The 17,987-nt window shown below is 65.4% G+C and carries 17 protein-coding genes; 10 read left to right on the top strand and 7 right to left on the bottom strand.

Annotated elements, in window-relative coordinates:
• Positions 1-34: 34 nt before the first annotated feature.
• From ilvD to I2488_RS10390, 4 genes are read left to right on the top strand one after another with little or no spacing between them, the layout of a single operon-like run.
• On the top strand, positions 35-1,882 hold the full coding sequence (gene ilvD, locus I2488_RS10405) for a dihydroxy-acid dehydratase (protein ID WP_196275738.1): 1,848 nt from the start codon (positions 35-37) through the stop codon (positions 1,880-1,882).
• Positions 1,882-2,238, top strand: a complete 357-nt coding sequence (locus I2488_RS10400) for a hypothetical protein (RefSeq protein WP_196275737.1) — start codon at positions 1,882-1,884, stop codon at positions 2,236-2,238. Before ilvD ends, I2488_RS10400 begins: the two co-directional genes overlap by 1 nt.
• Positions 2,222-3,631 carry an NAD(P)H-hydrate dehydratase gene (locus tag I2488_RS10395; protein WP_196275736.1) on the top strand — a complete coding sequence of 470 codons (1,410 nt, stop codon included), beginning with the start codon at positions 2,222-2,224 and terminating at the stop codon, positions 3,629-3,631. The genes I2488_RS10400 and I2488_RS10395 overlap by 17 nt, the downstream gene beginning before the upstream one ends.
• Positions 3,628-4,833: a class I SAM-dependent RNA methyltransferase gene (locus tag I2488_RS10390; RefSeq protein ID WP_196275735.1), complete on the top strand. Its 1,206-nt coding sequence runs from the start codon at positions 3,628-3,630 to the stop codon at positions 4,831-4,833. Before I2488_RS10395 ends, I2488_RS10390 begins: the two co-directional genes overlap by 4 nt.
• On the opposite strand, the gene I2488_RS10385 is transcribed toward I2488_RS10390, so the two are convergent.
• The 3 genes from I2488_RS10385 to I2488_RS10375 all read right to left on the bottom strand — a co-directional run bounded on the left by I2488_RS10385 (position 4,834) and on the right by I2488_RS10375 (position 6,816).
• Positions 4,834-5,268: an MAPEG family protein gene (locus I2488_RS10385; RefSeq protein ID WP_196275734.1), complete on the bottom strand. Its 435-nt coding sequence runs from the start codon at positions 5,266-5,268 to the stop codon at positions 4,834-4,836. It abuts the gene before it with no gap.
• A 27-nt stretch (positions 5,269-5,295) separates the two neighbouring features.
• Positions 5,296-5,742, bottom strand: coding sequence for an MAPEG family protein (locus I2488_RS10380; protein WP_196275733.1), 447 nt, complete (start codon positions 5,740-5,742; stop codon positions 5,296-5,298).
• Between the two features lie 63 nt (positions 5,743-5,805).
• Complete coding sequence (locus tag I2488_RS10375; protein ID WP_196275732.1) at positions 5,806-6,816, bottom strand: threonine ammonia-lyase; 1,011 nt, start codon at positions 6,814-6,816, stop codon at positions 5,806-5,808.
• A 91-nt stretch (positions 6,817-6,907) separates the two neighbouring features.
• Here I2488_RS10375 and I2488_RS10370 point away from each other — a divergent pair, with 91 nt between their 5' ends.
• The 4 genes from I2488_RS10370 to I2488_RS10355 all read left to right on the top strand — a co-directional run bounded on the left by I2488_RS10370 (position 6,908) and on the right by I2488_RS10355 (position 12,212).
• Positions 6,908-8,113: a saccharopine dehydrogenase family protein gene (locus tag I2488_RS10370; protein WP_196275731.1), complete on the top strand. Its 1,206-nt coding sequence runs from the start codon at positions 6,908-6,910 to the stop codon at positions 8,111-8,113.
• 236 nt (positions 8,114-8,349) lie between these two features.
• Positions 8,350-9,549 (top strand): carboxynorspermidine decarboxylase, encoded by a 1,200-nt coding sequence (locus I2488_RS10365; protein ID WP_196275730.1) that lies wholly within the window; start codon positions 8,350-8,352, stop codon positions 9,547-9,549.
• A gap of 41 nt (positions 9,550-9,590) precedes the next feature.
• The gene (locus tag I2488_RS10360; protein WP_196275729.1) at positions 9,591-10,817 is read left to right on the top strand and encodes a serine hydrolase domain-containing protein; all 1,227 of its coding nucleotides are present in this window, start codon (positions 9,591-9,593) and stop codon (positions 10,815-10,817) included.
• A gap of 171 nt (positions 10,818-10,988) precedes the next feature.
• The gene (locus I2488_RS10355) at positions 10,989-12,212 is read left to right on the top strand and encodes a type III PLP-dependent enzyme (RefSeq protein ID WP_196275728.1); all 1,224 of its coding nucleotides are present in this window, start codon (positions 10,989-10,991) and stop codon (positions 12,210-12,212) included.
• Between the two features lie 63 nt (positions 12,213-12,275).
• Here I2488_RS10355 and I2488_RS10350 read toward each other — a convergent pair whose 3' ends face one another.
• From I2488_RS10350 to murI, 4 genes are all read right to left on the bottom strand, one after another.
• On the bottom strand, positions 12,276-12,956 hold the full coding sequence (locus I2488_RS10350; protein WP_196275727.1) for a nitroreductase: 681 nt from the start codon (positions 12,954-12,956) through the stop codon (positions 12,276-12,278).
• A gap of 118 nt (positions 12,957-13,074) precedes the next feature.
• Positions 13,075-14,295 (bottom strand): 5-aminolevulinate synthase, encoded by a 1,221-nt coding sequence (gene hemA, locus I2488_RS10345; RefSeq protein WP_196275726.1) that lies wholly within the window; start codon positions 14,293-14,295, stop codon positions 13,075-13,077.
• A 140-nt stretch (positions 14,296-14,435) separates the two neighbouring features.
• Positions 14,436-15,356: an MBL fold metallo-hydrolase gene (locus tag I2488_RS10340; protein WP_196275725.1), complete on the bottom strand. Its 921-nt coding sequence runs from the start codon at positions 15,354-15,356 to the stop codon at positions 14,436-14,438.
• 27 nt (positions 15,357-15,383) lie between these two features.
• Positions 15,384-16,196 (bottom strand): glutamate racemase, encoded by an 813-nt coding sequence (murI, locus tag I2488_RS10335; RefSeq protein WP_196275724.1) that lies wholly within the window; start codon positions 16,194-16,196, stop codon positions 15,384-15,386.
• A gap of 94 nt (positions 16,197-16,290) precedes the next feature.
• Here murI and plsY point away from each other — a divergent pair, with 94 nt between their 5' ends.
• Together plsY and dprA are read left to right on the top strand one after the other, a co-directional pair.
• The gene (gene plsY / locus I2488_RS10330; RefSeq protein WP_196275899.1) at positions 16,291-16,860 is read left to right on the top strand and encodes a glycerol-3-phosphate 1-O-acyltransferase PlsY; all 570 of its coding nucleotides are present in this window, start codon (positions 16,291-16,293) and stop codon (positions 16,858-16,860) included.
• A complete protein-coding gene (gene dprA / locus I2488_RS10325; protein WP_196275723.1) occupies positions 16,857-17,972 on the top strand; it encodes a DNA-processing protein DprA in 1,116 nt (371 codons plus the stop codon). Before plsY ends, dprA begins: the two co-directional genes overlap by 4 nt.
• Positions 17,973-17,987 lie beyond the last annotated feature (15 nt).

The following is a 17,987-nucleotide window of genomic DNA, read 5'->3' as shown; positions in this document are numbered from 1 at the left end:
CCATAAAACTGATTCCCTGACCGGAGTTTGCACCATGCCTCCCTATCGTTCACGCACCACCACCCACGGCCGCAACATGGCCGGCGCGCGGGGCCTCTGGCGCGCAACGGGCATGAAGGACGAGGATTTCGGCAAGCCGATCATCGCGGTGGTCAACTCGTTCACGCAATTCGTGCCGGGCCACGTCCACTTGAAGGACCTGGGGCAAATGGTCGCGCGCGAGATCGAGGCGGCGGGCGGGGTTGCCAAGGAATTCAACACCATCGCGGTGGATGACGGCATCGCCATGGGCCATGACGGCATGCTCTATTCTCTGCCGAGCCGCGACCTGATTGCCGACAGCGTCGAATACATGGTCAACGCCCATTGCGCCGACGCGATGGTGTGCATCTCCAACTGCGACAAGATCACGCCCGGCATGCTGATGGCGGCGATGCGGATCAACATTCCGGTGGTGTTCGTCTCGGGCGGGCCGATGGAAGCGGGCAAGGTCGTGCTGAACGGCAAGGAGCATGCGCTCGATCTGGTCGATGCCATGGTGGCCGCTGCCGACGACAAGTTCTCCGACGAGGAAGTGACCGCGATCGAGCGTTCGGCCTGCCCGACCTGCGGTTCGTGCTCGGGCATGTTCACCGCCAATTCCATGAACTGCCTGACCGAGGCGCTGGGCCTGTCGCTGCCGGGCAATGGTTCGACGCTGGCGACCCATGCCGATCGCAAGCGCCTGTTCCTTGAAGCCGGGCGCCTCGCGGTGGACCTGTGCAAGCGCTACTACGAAGAGGACGATGCGAGCGTCCTGCCGCGCTCGATCGCCAGCTTCGATGCGTTCGAGAACGCGGTGTGCCTCGACATTGCGATGGGCGGATCGACCAACACCGTGCTGCATCTGCTGGCGGCGGCTCATGAGGCAGGTGTGGACTTCACGATGTCGGACATCGACCGGCTGAGCCGCCGCGTGCCGTGCCTTTCGAAGGTGGCACCGGCCAAGTCGGACGTCCACATGGAAGACGTCCATCGCGCTGGTGGTATCTACGCGATCCTCGGCGAGCTTGACCGTGCAGGGCTGATCCACACGCACTTGCCGACCGTGCACAGCCGCACGCTGGCCGAGGCGCTTGATCGCTGGGACATCAAGCGCACCAATTCGCCGAGCGTGCAGGAGTTCTTCCGCGCCGCCCCCGGTGGGGTGCCGACCCAGGTGGCGTTCTCGCAGGACCGCCGCTGGAAGGAACTGGACCTCGACCGCGAGAGCGGCGTGATCCGTTCTGCCGAACATGCGTTCAGCAAGGACGGTGGCCTCGCCGTGCTCTATGGCAACATCGCGCGCGACGGCTGCATCGTGAAGACGGCGGGCGTGGACGAGAAGATCCTCAAGTTTACCGGCCCTGCCAAGGTCTATGAAAGCCAGGATGCGGCGGTGACGGCAATCCTGACCGGGCAGGTCGTTGCGGGCGACGTGGTGGTGATCCGCTACGAAGGGCCGAAGGGCGGTCCGGGGATGCAGGAAATGCTCTATCCCACCAGCTACCTCAAGTCGAAGGGCCTCGGCGCGGCTTGTGCGCTGCTGACTGACGGGCGCTTTTCGGGTGGCACTTCGGGGCTGTCGATCGGCCATGCCTCGCCCGAGGCGGCGGAAGGTGGCGAGATCGGGCTGGTCGAGAACGGCGACATGATCGAGATCGACATTCCCAATCGCACGATCCATCTGGCGGTGAGCGACGAGGAGCTTTCACACCGTCGCGCCGCGCAGGACGCCAAGGGATGGAAGCCGGCGCAGGAGCGACCGCGCCAGATCTCGACGGCGCTCAAGGCCTATGCGGCGATGACCACCAGCGCGGCGCGCGGTGCGGTGCGCGATCTCAAGCAGATCGGCATCGATTGATGCGTGCAGGTTTGCCAGCGCTGCTGATCTGCGCGGCGCTGGCTGCCTGTTCCAAGGCCGAGGAGACGCCCAGGGGCCGCGTGATCGATTGCGCGGTGGGCGGGGCGGCGAAGTTCCTGCCGGAATGCTTCGTCGAGGATTCGCGCGCTGGCGGGAAGCGGTTCCTGACGGTGCGGCACAAGGCCGGTGGCTTCCGCCGGTTCGAGATGGTGGACGATGGCCGCGGCGTGGTATCGGCTGATGGTGCCGACGAGGCGACCGCCCAGTGGTCATCCGAAGGCGTGCTCGAAGTTTCGGTGGCGGGGGACCGCTATCGCTTTCCGGCAAGGATGAAGGACGATGCCCCGCAGCAGTGATGCCGTGCTTTCGCAGGTCCTGACCGTGGCGCAGATGCGCGCCGCCGAGGAGGACCTGATCGCGGCGGGCACGAGCGTCGATGCTCTGATGCAGGCGGCGGGGCGCGGCGCGGGCGAATGGGTGCGGCGGATCGCAGGTGGCGGTTCTGTCACCGTGCTGTGCGGACCCGGCAACAACGGCGGCGATGGCTGGGTGATCGCCGAATATCTTCGCGAACATGGCAATTCCGTGCAGGTCGTGCAGGCGCGCGAGCCAGCGACGGAGGCGGCGCGCAATGCCAAGGCCTTGTATGGCGGCGCGGTTGTTTCGGCTGATAGCGTGACGACACGTGATGTGTTCGTCGACTGCCTGTTCGGCAGCGGGCTGACGCGGGCCTTGCCGGATGACTTGTACGACATGCTCTGCGGGCTGGCGGGCCGGCACCGGCATCGCATTGCCATCGATGTTCCCAGCGGGATCGATAGCGACAGCGGGGTGGCGCTCAATGCCGACCTGCCGCACTGGACACTGACGGTGGCGCTTGGGGCCTGGAAGCATGCGCACTTTGCCATGCCCGCGTGTGCCGCCATGGGGGCGACGAGGCTTGTCGATATCGGTGTAACGGCGGTGCCGGGAGCGGCGCGGGTGCTGCATCGGCCTCGCATTCCGGCGCCTGCTGCGGATGCGCACAAGTATCGGCGGGGGATGCTCGGGCTTGTCGCGGGAGAGATGCCGGGGGCGGGGCTGCTTTCCGCCACGGCGGCGCTGCGGGCTGGTGCCGGTTACTTGAAGATGGCGGCGAAGTTAGCTCCAGCCGGTGTTCCGCCCGAGCTGGTCGTGACGACGGACGTTGATGCGATGCTGGCTGATGCGCGGGTTTCTGCGCTGCTGGTGGGGCCGGGGCTCGGGCGGTCGGACGAGGCAGCGCGGCTGCTGGCGAGAACCTTGCACGCGGGCAGGCCGACGGTGATTGATGCCGATGCGCTGGTGTTACTGCGTCCGGCAATGTTGACAGGAGCGCCCTGCGTGCTGACGCCGCATGAGGGCGAGACAGCGGCGTTGGAGCGGGCTTTCGGGCTTTCGGGTCAGGGGCTGCGCCGTGAGCGGGCTGGAGCTTTGGCCGAGGCAACGCGCGCCGTCGTGGTGCTGAAGGGGCCGGATACGGTGATTGCCGGGCCGGGGGGCGAGATGGTCGTATCCCCGCGCGCGTCGTCGTGGCTGTCAGTCGCGGGGACGGGCGACGTACTTGCCGGGACCATCGCCAGCCGTCTTGCGACGAATGGCCAAGCCTTGCGCGCGGCGGAGGAAGGCCTATGGCTCCACGGCGAAGCGGCGCGGCTGTGTGGGCCAGCGTTCACGGCGGGCGAACTCGCCCATGCCGTGCAGGCGGCACTTAAGGAATGTCTTGAATGAGTGAGTCCGGTCTGATCGTGCGTGTTGCCGCGAAGGGGGAAGGCGCGACGGCAGACGGCAGATATGCGGCGCTGGCGGCTCCGGGGGATGTGCTGCAGGCCGATGGTTCGCTGCTTCATGGCCCGAACCACGTTGATCCGCCGTGTCGGCACTTTCCCGCGTGCGGTGGTTGCCAGTTGCAGCACCTGTCCGAGAGCGCGCTGGCGGAATATGTGCATGACCGTGTGGTCGGCGCGGCCAAGGGGCAGGGGATCGAGGACGCGGTGGCCACTGCGGCGCATCTCTCACCAGCTCGGTCACGCCGCCGCGCAACGCTGCACGCGCAGGCGATCGGCAAGCGCGTGGTCATCGGCTTCCGTGAGCAGGGTTCGCACAAGATTGTCGACATGCGCGAGTGCCATGTGCTGGCGCCGGAACTGTTCGCACTGGTTGCGCCCTTGCGCGCACTGCTGGAGCAATGGGGCGAGCGCAAGCTGGCGGTGGACGTGGAGCTGGCGCTGGCGGACCAAGGCGTGTCGGTAGGCCTGAAGGGCCTGACCGCCGAGGGGCTGGCGAAGACGGAGGCGCTGCTCGACTTTGCGCGCGACAATGGCCTTGCCCGGCTGACGATGGATTCAGGCTATGGGCCTGAGGGTGTGTGGGAGCCCGAGCCGGTGACCGTCACGCTCGGTGGCACGCCGGTTGCGCTGCCGCCGGGAGCGTTCCTGCAGGCAACGGGCGATGGCGAGGCGGCGCTTGTCGGCGCGGCGCGCGAGTGGCTGGCCGGGGCGGCGACGGTGGCCGATCTGTTCTCGGGGCTGGGCACGTTCGCATTCGCGCTGGCAGGTCCGAAGACCAAGGTTCTCGCGGTTGAGGCGGCGCGTGATGCGCATCTTGCCTGTCAGGCTTCGGCGCGAATGAATGGATGTCCGGTGCATCCGCTTCATCGCGACCTGTTCCGCAATCCCCTGCGGGTTGAAGAGCTGGATCGTTTTGGTGCCGTGGTGCTCGACCCGCCCCGCGCGGGCGCGCAGGAGCAGGTGGAGCAGATCGCGCTGAGCAAGGTGGCGCGGGTGGTCTATATCAGCTGCAACCCGGCCAGCTGGGCGCGCGATGCGGTGAAGCTGATCGCGGGCGGTTACAGGCTGGCGGAGCTGCGGCCGGTCGGCCAGTTCCGCTGGTCGACCCACGTCGAACTCGCCAGCCTGTTTGTCCGCGACTGATCAGGCGGCGAAGACGATCTTCGCGGCGTGGTAGATCAGCGCCATCAGCGCAATGCTCGACAGCGAGAACAGGATGAAGCGGACCATGACCTTGTTCACGGTTGCCTGCACCAGTGAGTGGATGACGCGCAAGGCCACATAGGCCCATGCGACGGTTGCGCTGGTGCCATTGCCTGCGCCCGCCACGGCAATGACCAGGCAGACGGCGTAGAACAGCGTCGGCGCTTCGTGCAGGTGGTTGTAGTTGTGGGCCTTCCACTGGACGCTGGCGGGCAGCAGATCGTCGAGCGTCTTGGTGGGGTCCTTGGCGAGGTTGTCGGGATCGAGCTTGGCGGCGTTCATTGCCGGGATGCGCGTGACGTACATCCACAGCCACATGACCATGGTCCAGGCCATCAGCGCGACGGCGGGTTGCAGGATCTTGGCAATCATCATTGGCATTCTCCCCCTCTTTTGAAGTTATTATCCGTGGCCCATCGTCGCTCCCCCCAGCGTTGCTCCCAGGGCGCGAAGGGCGAGGCCGATCAGGCACAGCGTGGACAGCAGGAACAGCGTGAAGCGCACCGGAACGCGGTTGACCGTGGCCTGCCAGATCGAGTGGACGATGCGTAAGACGACATAGGCCCAGGCCAGCGCCACATCGAGCGAGGCCGCGCCCATGATCGCGAGGATCATCACCGTTGCGTAGAACAGCGTCGGCTGTTCCATCAGATGGCTGTAGTTGTGCGCTTTCCAGTTGATCTCGTCAGGCAGTACGCCTTCGAGGTCCTGTCCGCGCCCGCCGGGCTTTGCCTTGCCGAGGCCGCCCTTCTGCTTGAGCGCCGGCAGCCGCGTTCCGGCCATCCAGAACAGCATGACGATCGACCACAGCACGAGCACGGCCGCTGGCGTGAGGATTTGCGCCTGCATTTCAGATCTCCCCCGAGATTTGCCGGGAGAGTGCTGGCTGGAGGTTAGATTGTCAAATGCAACTTATAGCGGCTGCGCAATCACATGGGCGAAGGCGGCGGGATCGACGTTGCCACCTGAGAGGATCACGGCGGTGCGGCCGTCGGCGGGGACCTTTCCGGCGAGAAGCGCAGCAAGGCCTGCTGCGCCACCGGGTTCGATGACCAGGCGGAGTTTGCTGAAGGCGTAGCGCTGCGCGGCACGGACCTCTTCCTCCGAGACGCCAAGTCCCTTCAGCCCGCGCGCGGACATGACGGCGAAGTTGATCGGGAACGTTGCGGGCGTCTGCAGGGCATCGCAGGCGGTTTTGGGGGCATCGCGGGGGACGCGCTGGATCACGCCGGTCGCAAGGCTACGGGCGACATCGTCCCAGCCCTCGGGCTCTACCGGGACAATCTCGGCATCGGGCAGGGCGAGCGCGAGGCCGGAGGCGAGACCGCCGCCGCCGCAAGGTGTGACGACACGGGTCGGCCCGCCGTCAGCAAAGCACTCCAGCTGCGCGGCAAGTTCGATCCCGGCGCTGCCCTGGCCTTCGATCACCCACGGATCGCCATAGGCGTGGACCAGCGTTGCGCCGGTTTGCGCAACGAGATTGGCGGCAACGGTATCGCGGTCTTCGCCGCCGGGACGGTCGTAGAGCACGACTTGTGCCCCATGTTCGCGGGTTGCGGCGAGCTTCACCTGCGGGGCGTCGTTGGGCATGACAATGGTGGCGGCGATGCCGAGCTTGCGAGCGGCCCACGCCACGCCTTGCGCGTGATTGCCGCTTGAGACGGCGACGACGCCGCTGGCGCGCTCTTCATCGGTCAGGTCGGTCAGGCGGTGCCACGCGCCGCGGATTTTGAACGCGCCAACTGGCTGGAGGCTTTCGACCTTGCACCAGACGGTGCCGCCATTCGGCAGTTCCAGCGGCAATAGCGGCGTTTGCGGCAGGAGTTGCGCAATCTTATCGGCCGCGCGGAGGACGCCCTCACGGGTTGGTTGGCGGGCTTCGACAGAAGGACTTGGGCCAATATCGGGACTTGGGTTTGTCATGGCACTACTCTAAAGGGCCTTCCCATGAATGTCCTGCGCGTTCGGCCCAAGGGTCTGGAACGCGGCGGGACAAATGGCATTTGGAGTTACCATGGCAAAAGTTCTCGTCATCGGCGCAGGCGGCGTCGGCTCGGTCGCGGTCCACAAGATGGCGATGAATTCGGACATCTTCCCCGGCATCGCGCTGGCCAGCCGCACCAAGAGCAAGTGTGACGCTATCGCTGCATCCGTGAAGGAGCGCACCGGCGTTACCATCGACACCTACCAGATCGACGCCGATGACGTTGCCGCGACGACCGCGCTGATCAACGAGGTCAAGCCGGTGCTGGTGGTGAACCTGGCGCTGCCGTACCAGGACCTCAACATCATGGATGCCTGCCTTGCAGCGGGCGTCAACTACATGGACACCGCGAACTACGAGCCGATCGACGAGGCCAAGTTCGAGTATTCGTGGCAGTGGGCCTATCAGGACAAGTTCAAGCAGGCAGGCCTGATGGCGCTGCTGGGTTCGGGCTTCGATCCGGGCGTGACCAGCGTTTTCGCCACCTGGCTCAAGAAGCACAAGCTCGACACGATCCGCACGCTCGACATTCTGGACTGCAACGGCGGCGATCATGGGCAGCACTTTGCCACCAACTTCAATCCGGAAATCAATATCCGCGAAGTCACCGCGCCTGCGCGTCACTACCTCAACGGTGAGTGGGTCGAGACCCCGGCGCTGACCATCCGCCAGCAGTTCGACTTCGAGGAAGTCGGCCCCAAGAACATGTACCTGATGTACCATGAGGAACTCGAAAGCCTCGCGCATCACCTGCCCGAGATCGAGCGCATCCGCTTCTGGATGACCTTCGGCGATGCCTATATCACGCACCTCACCGTGCTGCAGAACGTGGGCATGACCCGGATCGATCCGGTGATCTACGAGGGCAAGGAAATCATCCCGCTTCAGTTCCTGAAAGCCGTGCTGCCCGAGCCTGCCAGCCTCGGCCCGACGACCAAGGGCAAGACCAACATCGGCGACATCGCCACCGGTCTGAAGGACGGTGAGGAAAAGACCTTCTACATCTACAATATCTGCGACCACGAGGACGCCTATCGCGAGACCGGCAACCAGGCCGTCAGCTACACCACCGGCGTTCCGGCCATGATCGGCGCGGCGATGATGGTGCAGGGCGTGTGGAGCGGCGCGGGCGTGTTCAACATGGAACAGTTCGATCCCGATCCCTACATGGACATGCTCAACAAGCACGGTCTGCCCTGGCAGGTGAAGGAACTGGCGGGTCCGCTGGCGTTCTGATTTTTGTGTTTCACGCAGAGACGCAGTGAGAAGTAGAAAATTGTCTCACGCGAAGACGCAAAGGCGCGAAGAGGTTGTGCTTTTGGCGAAGGGGCGCTCCTCAGCGATCCTCGGTGCCATGCGAAAGCAGAAACCGGCGGCGCTCGCGACATCTTGGCGTCTTTGCGTCTTTGCGTCTTTGCGTGAAAATCACATTTAGCTCCGCGTCTCTGCGTGAACCAATCCGAGGTATGAAAATGGAAACCAGAGCCGGCGATCCGGGGGCGTTTGCGCAGTTTGACTTGGGCCGGGTGGATAGTCCGGCGTTCGTGGTCGATGCGGCGAAGTTGCGGGCCAATCTGGCGGTGCTGGCCGATGTGCGCGACCGGGCCGGGATCAAGGTGCTGGCGGCGCTCAAGGCGTTCTCGATGTGGAAGGTGGCGCCGATTGTCGGGGAGTATCTCGACGGGGTGTGCACGTCCGGCCTGTGGGAAGCGCAGCTGGCGGCGGAGCATTACTCGGGCGAAATCGCGACGTATTGTGCGGCCTACAAGGCCGAGGACATGGGCGAGATCCTGCGGCTTTCGGACCATGTGATCTTCAACTCGCCGGGCCAGCATGCGCGCTTTGGCGGGGAGATTGCAGCGGCCAAGGCTGCGGGTGAGGCGTTCGACATCGGCCTGCGGATCAATCCCCTTCATGCCGAGGGCGAGGTGCCGCGCTATGACCCTTGCGCGCCGCATTCGCGTCTGGGCTTTCCGGTGGACCAGTTGCTGCCCGAGCATCTGGAAGGGGTTTCGGGCCTGCATTTCCACACGCTGTGCGAACAGGATTTCGTACCGCTCAAGCGCACGTGGCAGGCGCTGGAGGCGCGGATCGCGCCGTACTTTGGACAGCTCAAGTGGCTGAACTTCGGCGGTGGCCATCACATCACCCGCGCCGACTACCAGCGCGAGGACCTGATCGCGTTCCTGCGCGAGGTGAAGGCGCGGAGCGGTTGCGAGATATATCTCGAGCCGGGCGAGGCGGTGGCGCTCGATGCGGGCATTCTGGTCGGCACGGTGCTCGATACGCACTGGAACGGGATGCAGCTTGGCATCACCGACATTTCGGCGACCTGCCACATGCCCGACGTGATCGAGGCGCCCTATCGCCCCGCGATGCTGGGCGAGTTGCCGATTGACGAGTATGAGGACGGCGGCGAGGGTGGCGCTCCGGTGCGGCTGGGCGGGCCTTCGTGCCTCGCTGGCGACGTGATCGGCGATTATCGCATGCCGGGACTGGCCGAGCCGGGGACGCGCTTCGCGTTCCTTGATCAGGCGCACTATTCGATGGTCAAGACCACGACTTTCAACGGCGTGCCGCTGCCCTCGATCTGGCTGTGGGACAGCGAGAGCGATGCCCTCGAGAAGGTGAAGGGTTTCACTTACGAGGACTTCCGCGACCGGCTTTCCTGAGGCATGCTGCCTGCCGATAATAATGTGGGCGGGAGAGTGCGATGGCGGGCGAGCTGCTCGATGGGGTGACCAGCGATCCGGTGCGAATGGGCTGGATGCAGGGTTCGCCCCCGCCGAAGGACAAGCTGCTGCTGGCCTCGCGCGCTGATCACATGCGCTTTCCGATGATCCGTTGGTCCTATTCCAACATGCGCCAGTTCGTGCCTTCGCGTCGGGTCGCTGCGGGTGGCGAGGGCCGGCCATTCGAGCGGGCGATTGACGAGCAGTTGGCGCAGGTCAGCTTCGTTCCACTGAATGACGAGGTGCCGGTTACGCTGGAGCAATCGCTCACGCAGGCTTTCACCGACGGCATTCTCGTCCTCCATCGCGGCAAGGTGGTGTTCGAGCGCTGGTTTGGTGTGACCGGGCCAGAGACGCGACACATCGCCTTCTCGGTGACCAAGAGCTTTGTCGGCACCATTGCCGAGATGCTGGTGGAGGAGGGCAAGCTCGATCCTGCGGCAATGGCGTCCGATTACCTGCCCGAACTTGTTGGCAGCGGGTTTGGCGATGCGACGGTCCGGCAGGTGCTGGACATGACCACCGCGCTCGATTTCTCCGAAGACTATGCCGATCCCAATTCGGGCATCGGCGCCTATAGCGCGGCGCTCGGGCTGACGCCGCGTCCGGCGGACTATGCCGGGCCGATCGATCTTGCCTCATACCTGCCAGCGATCGGAAATGCCGGGGAGCATGGGGTCGGCTTCACCTATCGCACGCCCAACACCGAAGTGCTGGCGTGGATGATCGCGCGGATCGAGGGGAAGCACTTTGCCGATGTGCTGAACGAGCGCCTGTGGCTGCCGCTGGGTATGCCCGGCGATGCCGATCTGATCGTCGATCAGGCGGGCACAGCCTTTGCCGGGGGCGGGCTGAACCTGCGGCTGGAGGACCTTGCGCGGTTTGGCGAGGCGATGCGGCTGGGCGGGCTGGGAGTCATTCCCGAAGCCGTGGTGCAGCGCGCGACGCACGGCGGAGATCCTGCGCATTTCGACCGCAATCGCTATCCGCAGCTGCCGGGCTGGAGCTATGGCAGCCAGTGGTGGATCAGCAACAACAACCGTGGCTGCTTCTCCGCGCGGGGCATCCATGGGCAGACCTTGTGGGTCGATCCGGCGGCGGAAATGACGGTTGCACGATTCGCATCGCACCCGACAGCCGCCAACGGCGCCAACGATCCGCTCTCGTTGCCAGCCTGGGCTGCGCTGGCTGAACGCTTAAGTTCCTGATTTTCCGCGATCTGTCTGGAATTGTTTCATTTTCCTGACAGGTCTTTTGGGCAGCGTTATTTTCACTTGAGATTCATGCGCAGGGCCTTATTTACCCCCTCTCGCTGCCCCATGGGGACTTCCAAACCGCAAGGCAGCTTCGTTCAACGTTCCGTTTGGGGGTCCCTTGAGTTGCACATCCATCCTGACGCACTGGCTGTAGTTCGCGCCTCCGCGCCTGAACAACCCGCCATTTTGAACCGTCCGCACGCCGCCGCGCGCGCTGCCCGCTTCTTCGTCGAGAAGTTTCCGGGCAAGTCGCTGTACGCGGTGAAGGCCAATCCGTCGGCTGATCTGCTCCGTGTCCTGTGGGATTCGGGCGTGACGCACTATGACGTCGCCTCGATCGCGGAAGTGCGCCTGGTGCGTGAGACGCTGCCCGAAGCCGTGCTGTGCTTCATGCATCCGGTGAAGGCTCCGGCGGCGATCCGTGACGCCTATCACAGTTATGGCGTGCGCGTGTTCAGCCTCGATTCGATCGAGGAACTGGAGAAGATCAAGGCAGCCACTGCCGATGCCGAAGGCAACGTTCCCGAAGATCTGACGCTGTGCGTGCGCCTGCGCGTCTCTTCGGAGTATTCGGAGCTGAGCCTTGCTTCGAAGTTCGGCTGTGATCTGGCCAATGCCGCGGAACTGCTGCAGGCGACCCGCCAGGTGGCGGACTCGCTGGGCGTGTGCTTCCACGTCGGCAGCCAGTCGATGAGCCCGCATGCCTATGTGCAGGCGCTGGAGCGCGTCCGCGCGGCGATCGTCGATGCTTCGGTTCTGGTCGACATCATCGACGTCGGCGGTGGCTTCCCGTCGATCTACCCGGGCATGGAACCGCCGCCGCTTGAGGACTACTTCGGCGTGATCGACCGTACCTATGAATCGCTGCCGGTTTCGTACTCGGCAGAGCTGTGGTGCGAGCCGGGCCGTGCGCTGTGTGCGGAATACAACTCGATGATCGTGCGCGTTGAACGCCGCCGCGGTGCCGAGCTGTACATCAACGACGGTGCCTATGGCGCGCTGTTCGATGCGGCCCATGTCGGCTGGCGCTTCCCGGTGCGCGTGCTGCGCGACGAGGTGGCCAACGATGTCGAGACCGAGATCGAGATGGAGCCGTTCAGCTTCTACGGCCCGACCTGCGACGACATGGACCACATGGAAGGTCCGTTCGAACTGCCGGTGGACATGAAGGTCGGCGATTACATCGAGATCGGCATGCTCGGCGCTTATGGCGCGGCGATGAAGACGGCGTTCAACGGCTTTGGCGCGACGGAAGTGTTCGAAGTGACCGATGAGCCGATGTCGAGCCAGTACCGTGGCGACCGCCGCGATCCGCGCGTGTCGGACAACGTGGTTTCGCTGCGCTGACATTGGCTGTGGTTGCGTGAATTGGAGAAGGCCCTGCCGCGAGGTGGGGCCTTTTTCGTTGCGTCAGAACCCGACGAACCTCGCAGCCTCCTCTACGCTCTTGCGGTTGCTCACCACGGCGTTGGCGGGGAAATCCGGATCGGGCCAGCCGAGGGCCACGGCCTTCATGATCACCTGATCGTCAGGGATGCCCGCGTGTTCGCGCACGACGGGGGATTGCATGATGCCTTGCGAGTTGATCACGCAGCCAAGGCCGCGCGACCAGGCGGCGTTGACGAGCGCAGTGGTGACCGCGCCGCAATCGAAGGCGGTGTCGTCGCTGCCGGACAGTTCGCGGTCGTAGGTGACGATCACGCAGACCGGCGCGTCGAACTGGCGGAAGCCGCGCAGGACCCAGTCCTGGCGAGCGGGGGCGTCGTCACGGGCAATGCCCATCGCGCCGAAAAGCTGCTTGGCAACTTCGACCTGCCGATCACGGTGGACGCCAGCGAAGGGGCTGCCCTTGCGGAATTCGCGGCTGTCGGGCTCGCCTGCGAGGATGCGTTCGGTGTTGCCCTTGCGAATGCGGTCGAGCGGCTCTCCGGTGACGACGTGGAAGTGCCAGGGCTGGGTGTTCATCGAGGTGGGCGAGCGCATTGCCATGGTCAGGATTTCCTCGATCAGCGCGCGCGGTACGGGCTTTTCGAGATAGCCGCGGATCGAGCGGCGACCGAGGACCACTTCGTCGTAGGACGGAACCGACATGCACTCTCCCGAAATTTAATTGGTCGGTTAAGGGTAGCGCGGCGCGTGTGAAAGGCAAGCCCAACGAAAAAGCCCTCCCGGACGAGGGGAGGGCTTTTCAGCTTCCGAAAGCGCCGGATCAGGCGGCCTTCCGGATTTCCAGTTCCATGCGCTGCCAGATCTCGACCAGCGCCTCGGTCAGCTCGTCCATCATCGCTTCGGTGTGCGAGGGGCCGGGGGTAAAGCGCAGGCGCTCCGTGCCACGCGGGACGGTGGGGAAATTGATCGGTTGCACGTAGACGCCGTATTCGGCGAGCAGGATGTCGGCGATCTTCTTTGCCCGCACCGGATCGCCGACCATCAGCGGGACGATGTGGGTCGTCGACGGCATGACCGGCAGGCCTGCTTCGGCAAAGGCCTGCTTGAGGTAGGCGGCGGCGGCCTGCTGGCCTTCGCGCTCCTCGCTCGAAGCCTTGAGGTGGCGGACCGAAGCGAGGACGCCTGCGACCAGCACCGGCGAGAGCGATGTGGTGAAGATGAAGCCGGGGGCATAGGAGCGGATCACGTCGATGATCTTGCGATCGGCCGCAATGTAGCCGCCCATGACGCCGAAGGCCTTGCCCAGCGTGCCCTCGATGATGTCGATGCGGTGGGCCGCTTCGTCACGATCGGTGATGCCGCCGCCGCGTGGGCCGTACATGCCGACGGCGTGGACCTCGTCGATGTAGGTGAGGGCGTTGTACTTCTCGGCAAGGTCGCAGATCGCGTGGATCGGAGCGACGTCGCCGTCCATCGAATAGACGGATTCGAACGCGATCAGCTTGGGCACGTTCGGATCGGTCTCGGCCAGAAGCTCCTCGAGATGCTCGACGTCGTTGTGACGGAACACCTTCTTTTCGGCGCCCGAATTGCGGATGCCCGCGATCATCGAGGCGTGGTTCAGTTCGTCCGAGAAGATCACGCAGCCCGGCAGGATCTTGGCGAGCGTCGACAGCGTGGCGTCGTTCGAGACGTAGCCGCTGGTGAACAGCAGCGCGCCTTCCTTGCCGTGCAGGTCGGCCAGTTCGGCCTCAAGCTCGATATGGTAGTGCGTGTTGCCGCCGATGTTGCGCGTGCCGCCCGAGCCGGCGCCGACGTTGTGCAGCGCCTCTTCCATGGCGGCGATGACCTTGGGGTGCTGGCCCATGGCGAGGTAGTCGTTCGAGCACCACACCGTGATCGGCTTCGGGCCGTTATGGCCGGCAAAGCAGCGCGCGTTGGGGTAGGCGCCCTTGTTGCGGAGGATGTCGATGAAAACGCGGTAGCGACCTTCGGAGTGCAGACGCTCGATCGCAGAATCAAAAATCTGATCGTAATTCACCCCGCCGCTCCTTCCTGCAACGAAAGCGCATCCGCGCTTCCGAGGCCCGATCCCGTTGGGCCACCGGCGAATGGGCGGCTTCTACGCCTGTTCAATTCGCATTGCCAGCAGGATTTGGGGTAACTGCCCGAAAGTCGGAGCTATTTGGTTTCGGCGAGCTGACGCAGTTCCTTTGCCATGGCGATCCCGTTTGCATCGCCGTTCGCTGCAAGCCAGTCCGCATCGTGCGACGGCACGATGACGAGGTCCGGGTTCTTTTCTTTCAGGGCCTTGAGGCCCTTGAGCCAGCCGATCACGGCGGGCCGGTCCTCGGGCGCAAGCCAGTCGGCGACAAGGCGCGAGCGTGGCGTGGGAATCTCCGCGTTGACCGAAAGCGAGACGGTATCGCCTGCGAACAGGTACTCGCGCCCCGATGCCAGCCGTACGTAGATCATTTCCGAAGCGGGCGTGTGTCCCGGCGCCTGGATGAGGACAACGCCCGGGGCGACCGCCTCGATCGGGCCAAGCTTGCGAGGCTGGTCGAGCAGGCGGGCGTTCTCGCGCCAGAGGCCGTTGATGTTGCCCACCATGCCTTCCGAGACGACCGCCTTGCCGACGATGCTCTCGAACCGGGGATGGTCGAGGAAGCCGCCGACGTGATCGACGTGGGCGTGGGTGAACAGGATCATGTTTGCCTGGTCCATCCACCGGTCGACCAGAGCGCGGGCGCGACGGTCATAGAACTTGAAGCCCATGCTGTGCGCGTCGGCCTCTGACAGGCCGGGGTCTATCACGATGCCGCCGCCAGCGGTCTCAAGCCGCCACGTGATCACGCCGGAGGTGACCTGGCGCAGCCCCGTCCCGGCTGCCAAGGCCGCACCCGGAATATGGCGCAGGGCCATCGGCGCGAATGTCACGGCGGTGGGCTTCTCGCCGGGAAGAGCATCGGCAGCGCGGCGGATCGCGGCAATGTCGATGGTCCGCGCGGGGGCGTTCGCCGGCCCTGCGTTGACCAGCAGCCAGTAGTAGCCGAGCGCCAGCAGTGCCAGCAGCACGATCATGAACTTCGAGATCTTACCCAAGGCGCGTCCCCCGATCGTGCATTGCGGTCAAAACGTCTCGACCCGTTCAAGTCCCTGCGCCGCCAGTGCAGGCCGGAGCGAGTCTACATCGTCCCCGCCGCGGGTGAACAGCGCAAGGTCCGGCTTGTCGCGCTGCCATTGCTGGCCCTCGGTGAGGTAGGCGATCCGGCGGGCGATACCGTCCGAGCCATCGATGAAGCGGACGCCGCGGCCGAACGCGCGGTCAAGCTCTTCCTGCACCAGCGGGAAGTGCGTGCAGGCCAGCACGACCGTGTCGATGCGGTCTCCGCCGGGCTGGTCGCGCAGGGCCTGTGCGGCCTGCGCGTAGATGGCTTCGTCGACGCTCTCGCCGCGCAGCTTGGCTTCGGCTGCGGCGACCAGTTCGGGCGCGCCGTGGCGCAGGAGCAGCTTGTCGTGCGCGAATTCTGCCTCGAGCCGGTCGACATAAGCCTGCCGAATGGTCGCCTTCGTGCCGAGCAGACCGATGACGCCGGTCCTGGTCATGGCGGCAGCCGGCTTGATGGCGGGAACCGTGCCGACGATCGGCACCTCCAGGACCTCGCGCACCGCAGCGAGCGCGATGGTCGATGCGGTGTTGCAGGCGATGCAGACGAGGCGCGGACGCAGGCGCTCGGTCAGGCGGCCGAGCAGGCCGGACACGCGCGCGGCGATCTGCGCCTCGGTCTTGTCGCCATAGGGCAGGCCGGCATTGTCGGCGACATAGATCACCGGGGCCTGGGGGAGGGCCTTGCGCACCTTGGCGAGCACCGACAGCCCGCCGACGCCCGAATCGAACAGAAGCAGAGGCGCGGCGGGATCAGGGGAAGGTGAAGGCGTCATTTACCGGGCTTGTATCGGGAATGGCGGCAAAATGGGAAGTGGCCTCTTTCGCTTTTGTGTCCGGAGAGGATATGAGCGGCCTGTGGAAACGCTTATGCCCTTGCTCGTCGGCTATCTGCTCGGCTCCGTGCCCTTCGGCCTGATCCTCACGCGCTTGACCGGAGGCGGCGATCTGCGCGCCATCGGCTCTGGCAACATCGGTGCGACTAATGTGCTGCGCACCGGCAAGAAGGGCGTGGCGGCGGCGACGCTGCTGCTGGACATGGGCAAGGGGCTGGCAGCGGTCCTGATCGCCCGCCATTTCTGGCCATCGGCAGAGCCGCTGGCGGCGCTCGCGGCGGTGCTGGGGCACTGCTTCCCGCTATGGCTCAAGTTCAAGGGCGGCAAGGGCGTGGCGACGATGATGGGGATATCGCTGGGCCTCGCCTGGCAGATCGGGCTTGCCTATGCGCTGGTGTGGCTCGGCGTGCTGTTCGCCAGCCGCATTTCCTCGCTTGGCGGGATGAGCGCGGCGGTTGCGGCGCCGATTGCAGCACTCGCCCTGGGCTTCACCGCCTATGTGCCGGTGCTGGCATTGCTGGCGCTGCTGGTGCTGTTCCTGCACCGGGAGAACATCGCCCGCCTTCGCGCCGGAACCGAACCCAAGGTCGGCAGCAAGAAGTGAGCGAGGCGGCGCAGGCCACGCTTTCGCGAGACGAGGCCTTCGCCCGCATCCGGCTGCTGCGTTCGCCCAATATCGGGCCGGTCAGCTACAACCAGCTTTTGCGCCGGTTCGGCACGGCGAGTGCGGCGCTCGAGGCTTTGCCCGATCTGGCAGCGCGCGGCGGGGCGCCGTACCGGCCTGCTCCGCCAGAGCGGATCGAGCGGGAGATCGCCGCGCTGCGCAAGGTGGGCGGGCGCTATCTGTTTCATGACAGCGCGGATTATCCCGTGCTGCTGGCTGAACTCGACAGTCCCCCGCCGATCCTGACCGTGCGGGGCGACACTGCGCTTCTGCAGCGCCCCTCGATCGCCGTGGTCGGCGCACGCAACGCCTCGGCCGCGGCGGTGAAGCTCTCGCGCGATTTTGCCACGGCGCTGGCGGGGCAGGGTTACGCCGTGATTTCCGGACTGGCGCGCGGGATCGATGCGGCGGCGCATCGCGGGGCACTGGCGGGGATGGGGGATGGCGGCGGCACTGTGGGCGTGATCGCCAGCGGCATCGACGTCAGCTACCCGCCCGAGAACGTCGAACTGCAGGAGCAGGTGGCAACCGAGGGCCTGCTGATCGCCGAAATGCCACCGGGGACCGAGCCTCTCGCGCGCCACTTCCCGCACCGCAACCGCATAATTGCCGGTCTCGCCACCGGCACGCTGGTAGTCGAGGCTGCGCCCAAGTCCGGCTCCTTGATCACCGCAAGGCTGGCGGCTGAGGCGGGGCGCGAGGTCATGGCCATTCCCGGCTCACCGCTCGACAGTCGCAGCCACGGCTGCAACCAGCTCATCCGCGACGGGGCGATTCTGGTGCAGCGGCCGGAGGACGTGGTGGAACTGCTTGTCGGCTTCACCGGCCAGCCACGCTCGACCTTCCGCGAACATGCGCCGGAGTATGGCGCGGGGGCAGAAGATGAGCCGGTGGATGTGGCCGGACTTCTGACGCTGGCTCCTGTCGCGGTAGACGAACTGATCCGGCAGAGCGGGGCAAGCGCAGGGGCGGTGCAGATGGCCTTGCTCGAATTGGAACTGGCGGGCAGGTTGGTCCGTCACGCAGCGGGACGCGTTTCGCTCGCGGGGTAGAACAGAGGACAAGGC

This window comes from Novosphingobium jiangmenense, assembly GCF_015694345.1.
In the GTDB taxonomy this organism is placed as follows: domain Bacteria; phylum Pseudomonadota; class Alphaproteobacteria; order Sphingomonadales; family Sphingomonadaceae; genus Novosphingobium; species Novosphingobium jiangmenense.
Note: the sequence above shows the minus strand (reverse complement) of the source record. Positions and strands in the feature narration are given on the sequence as shown.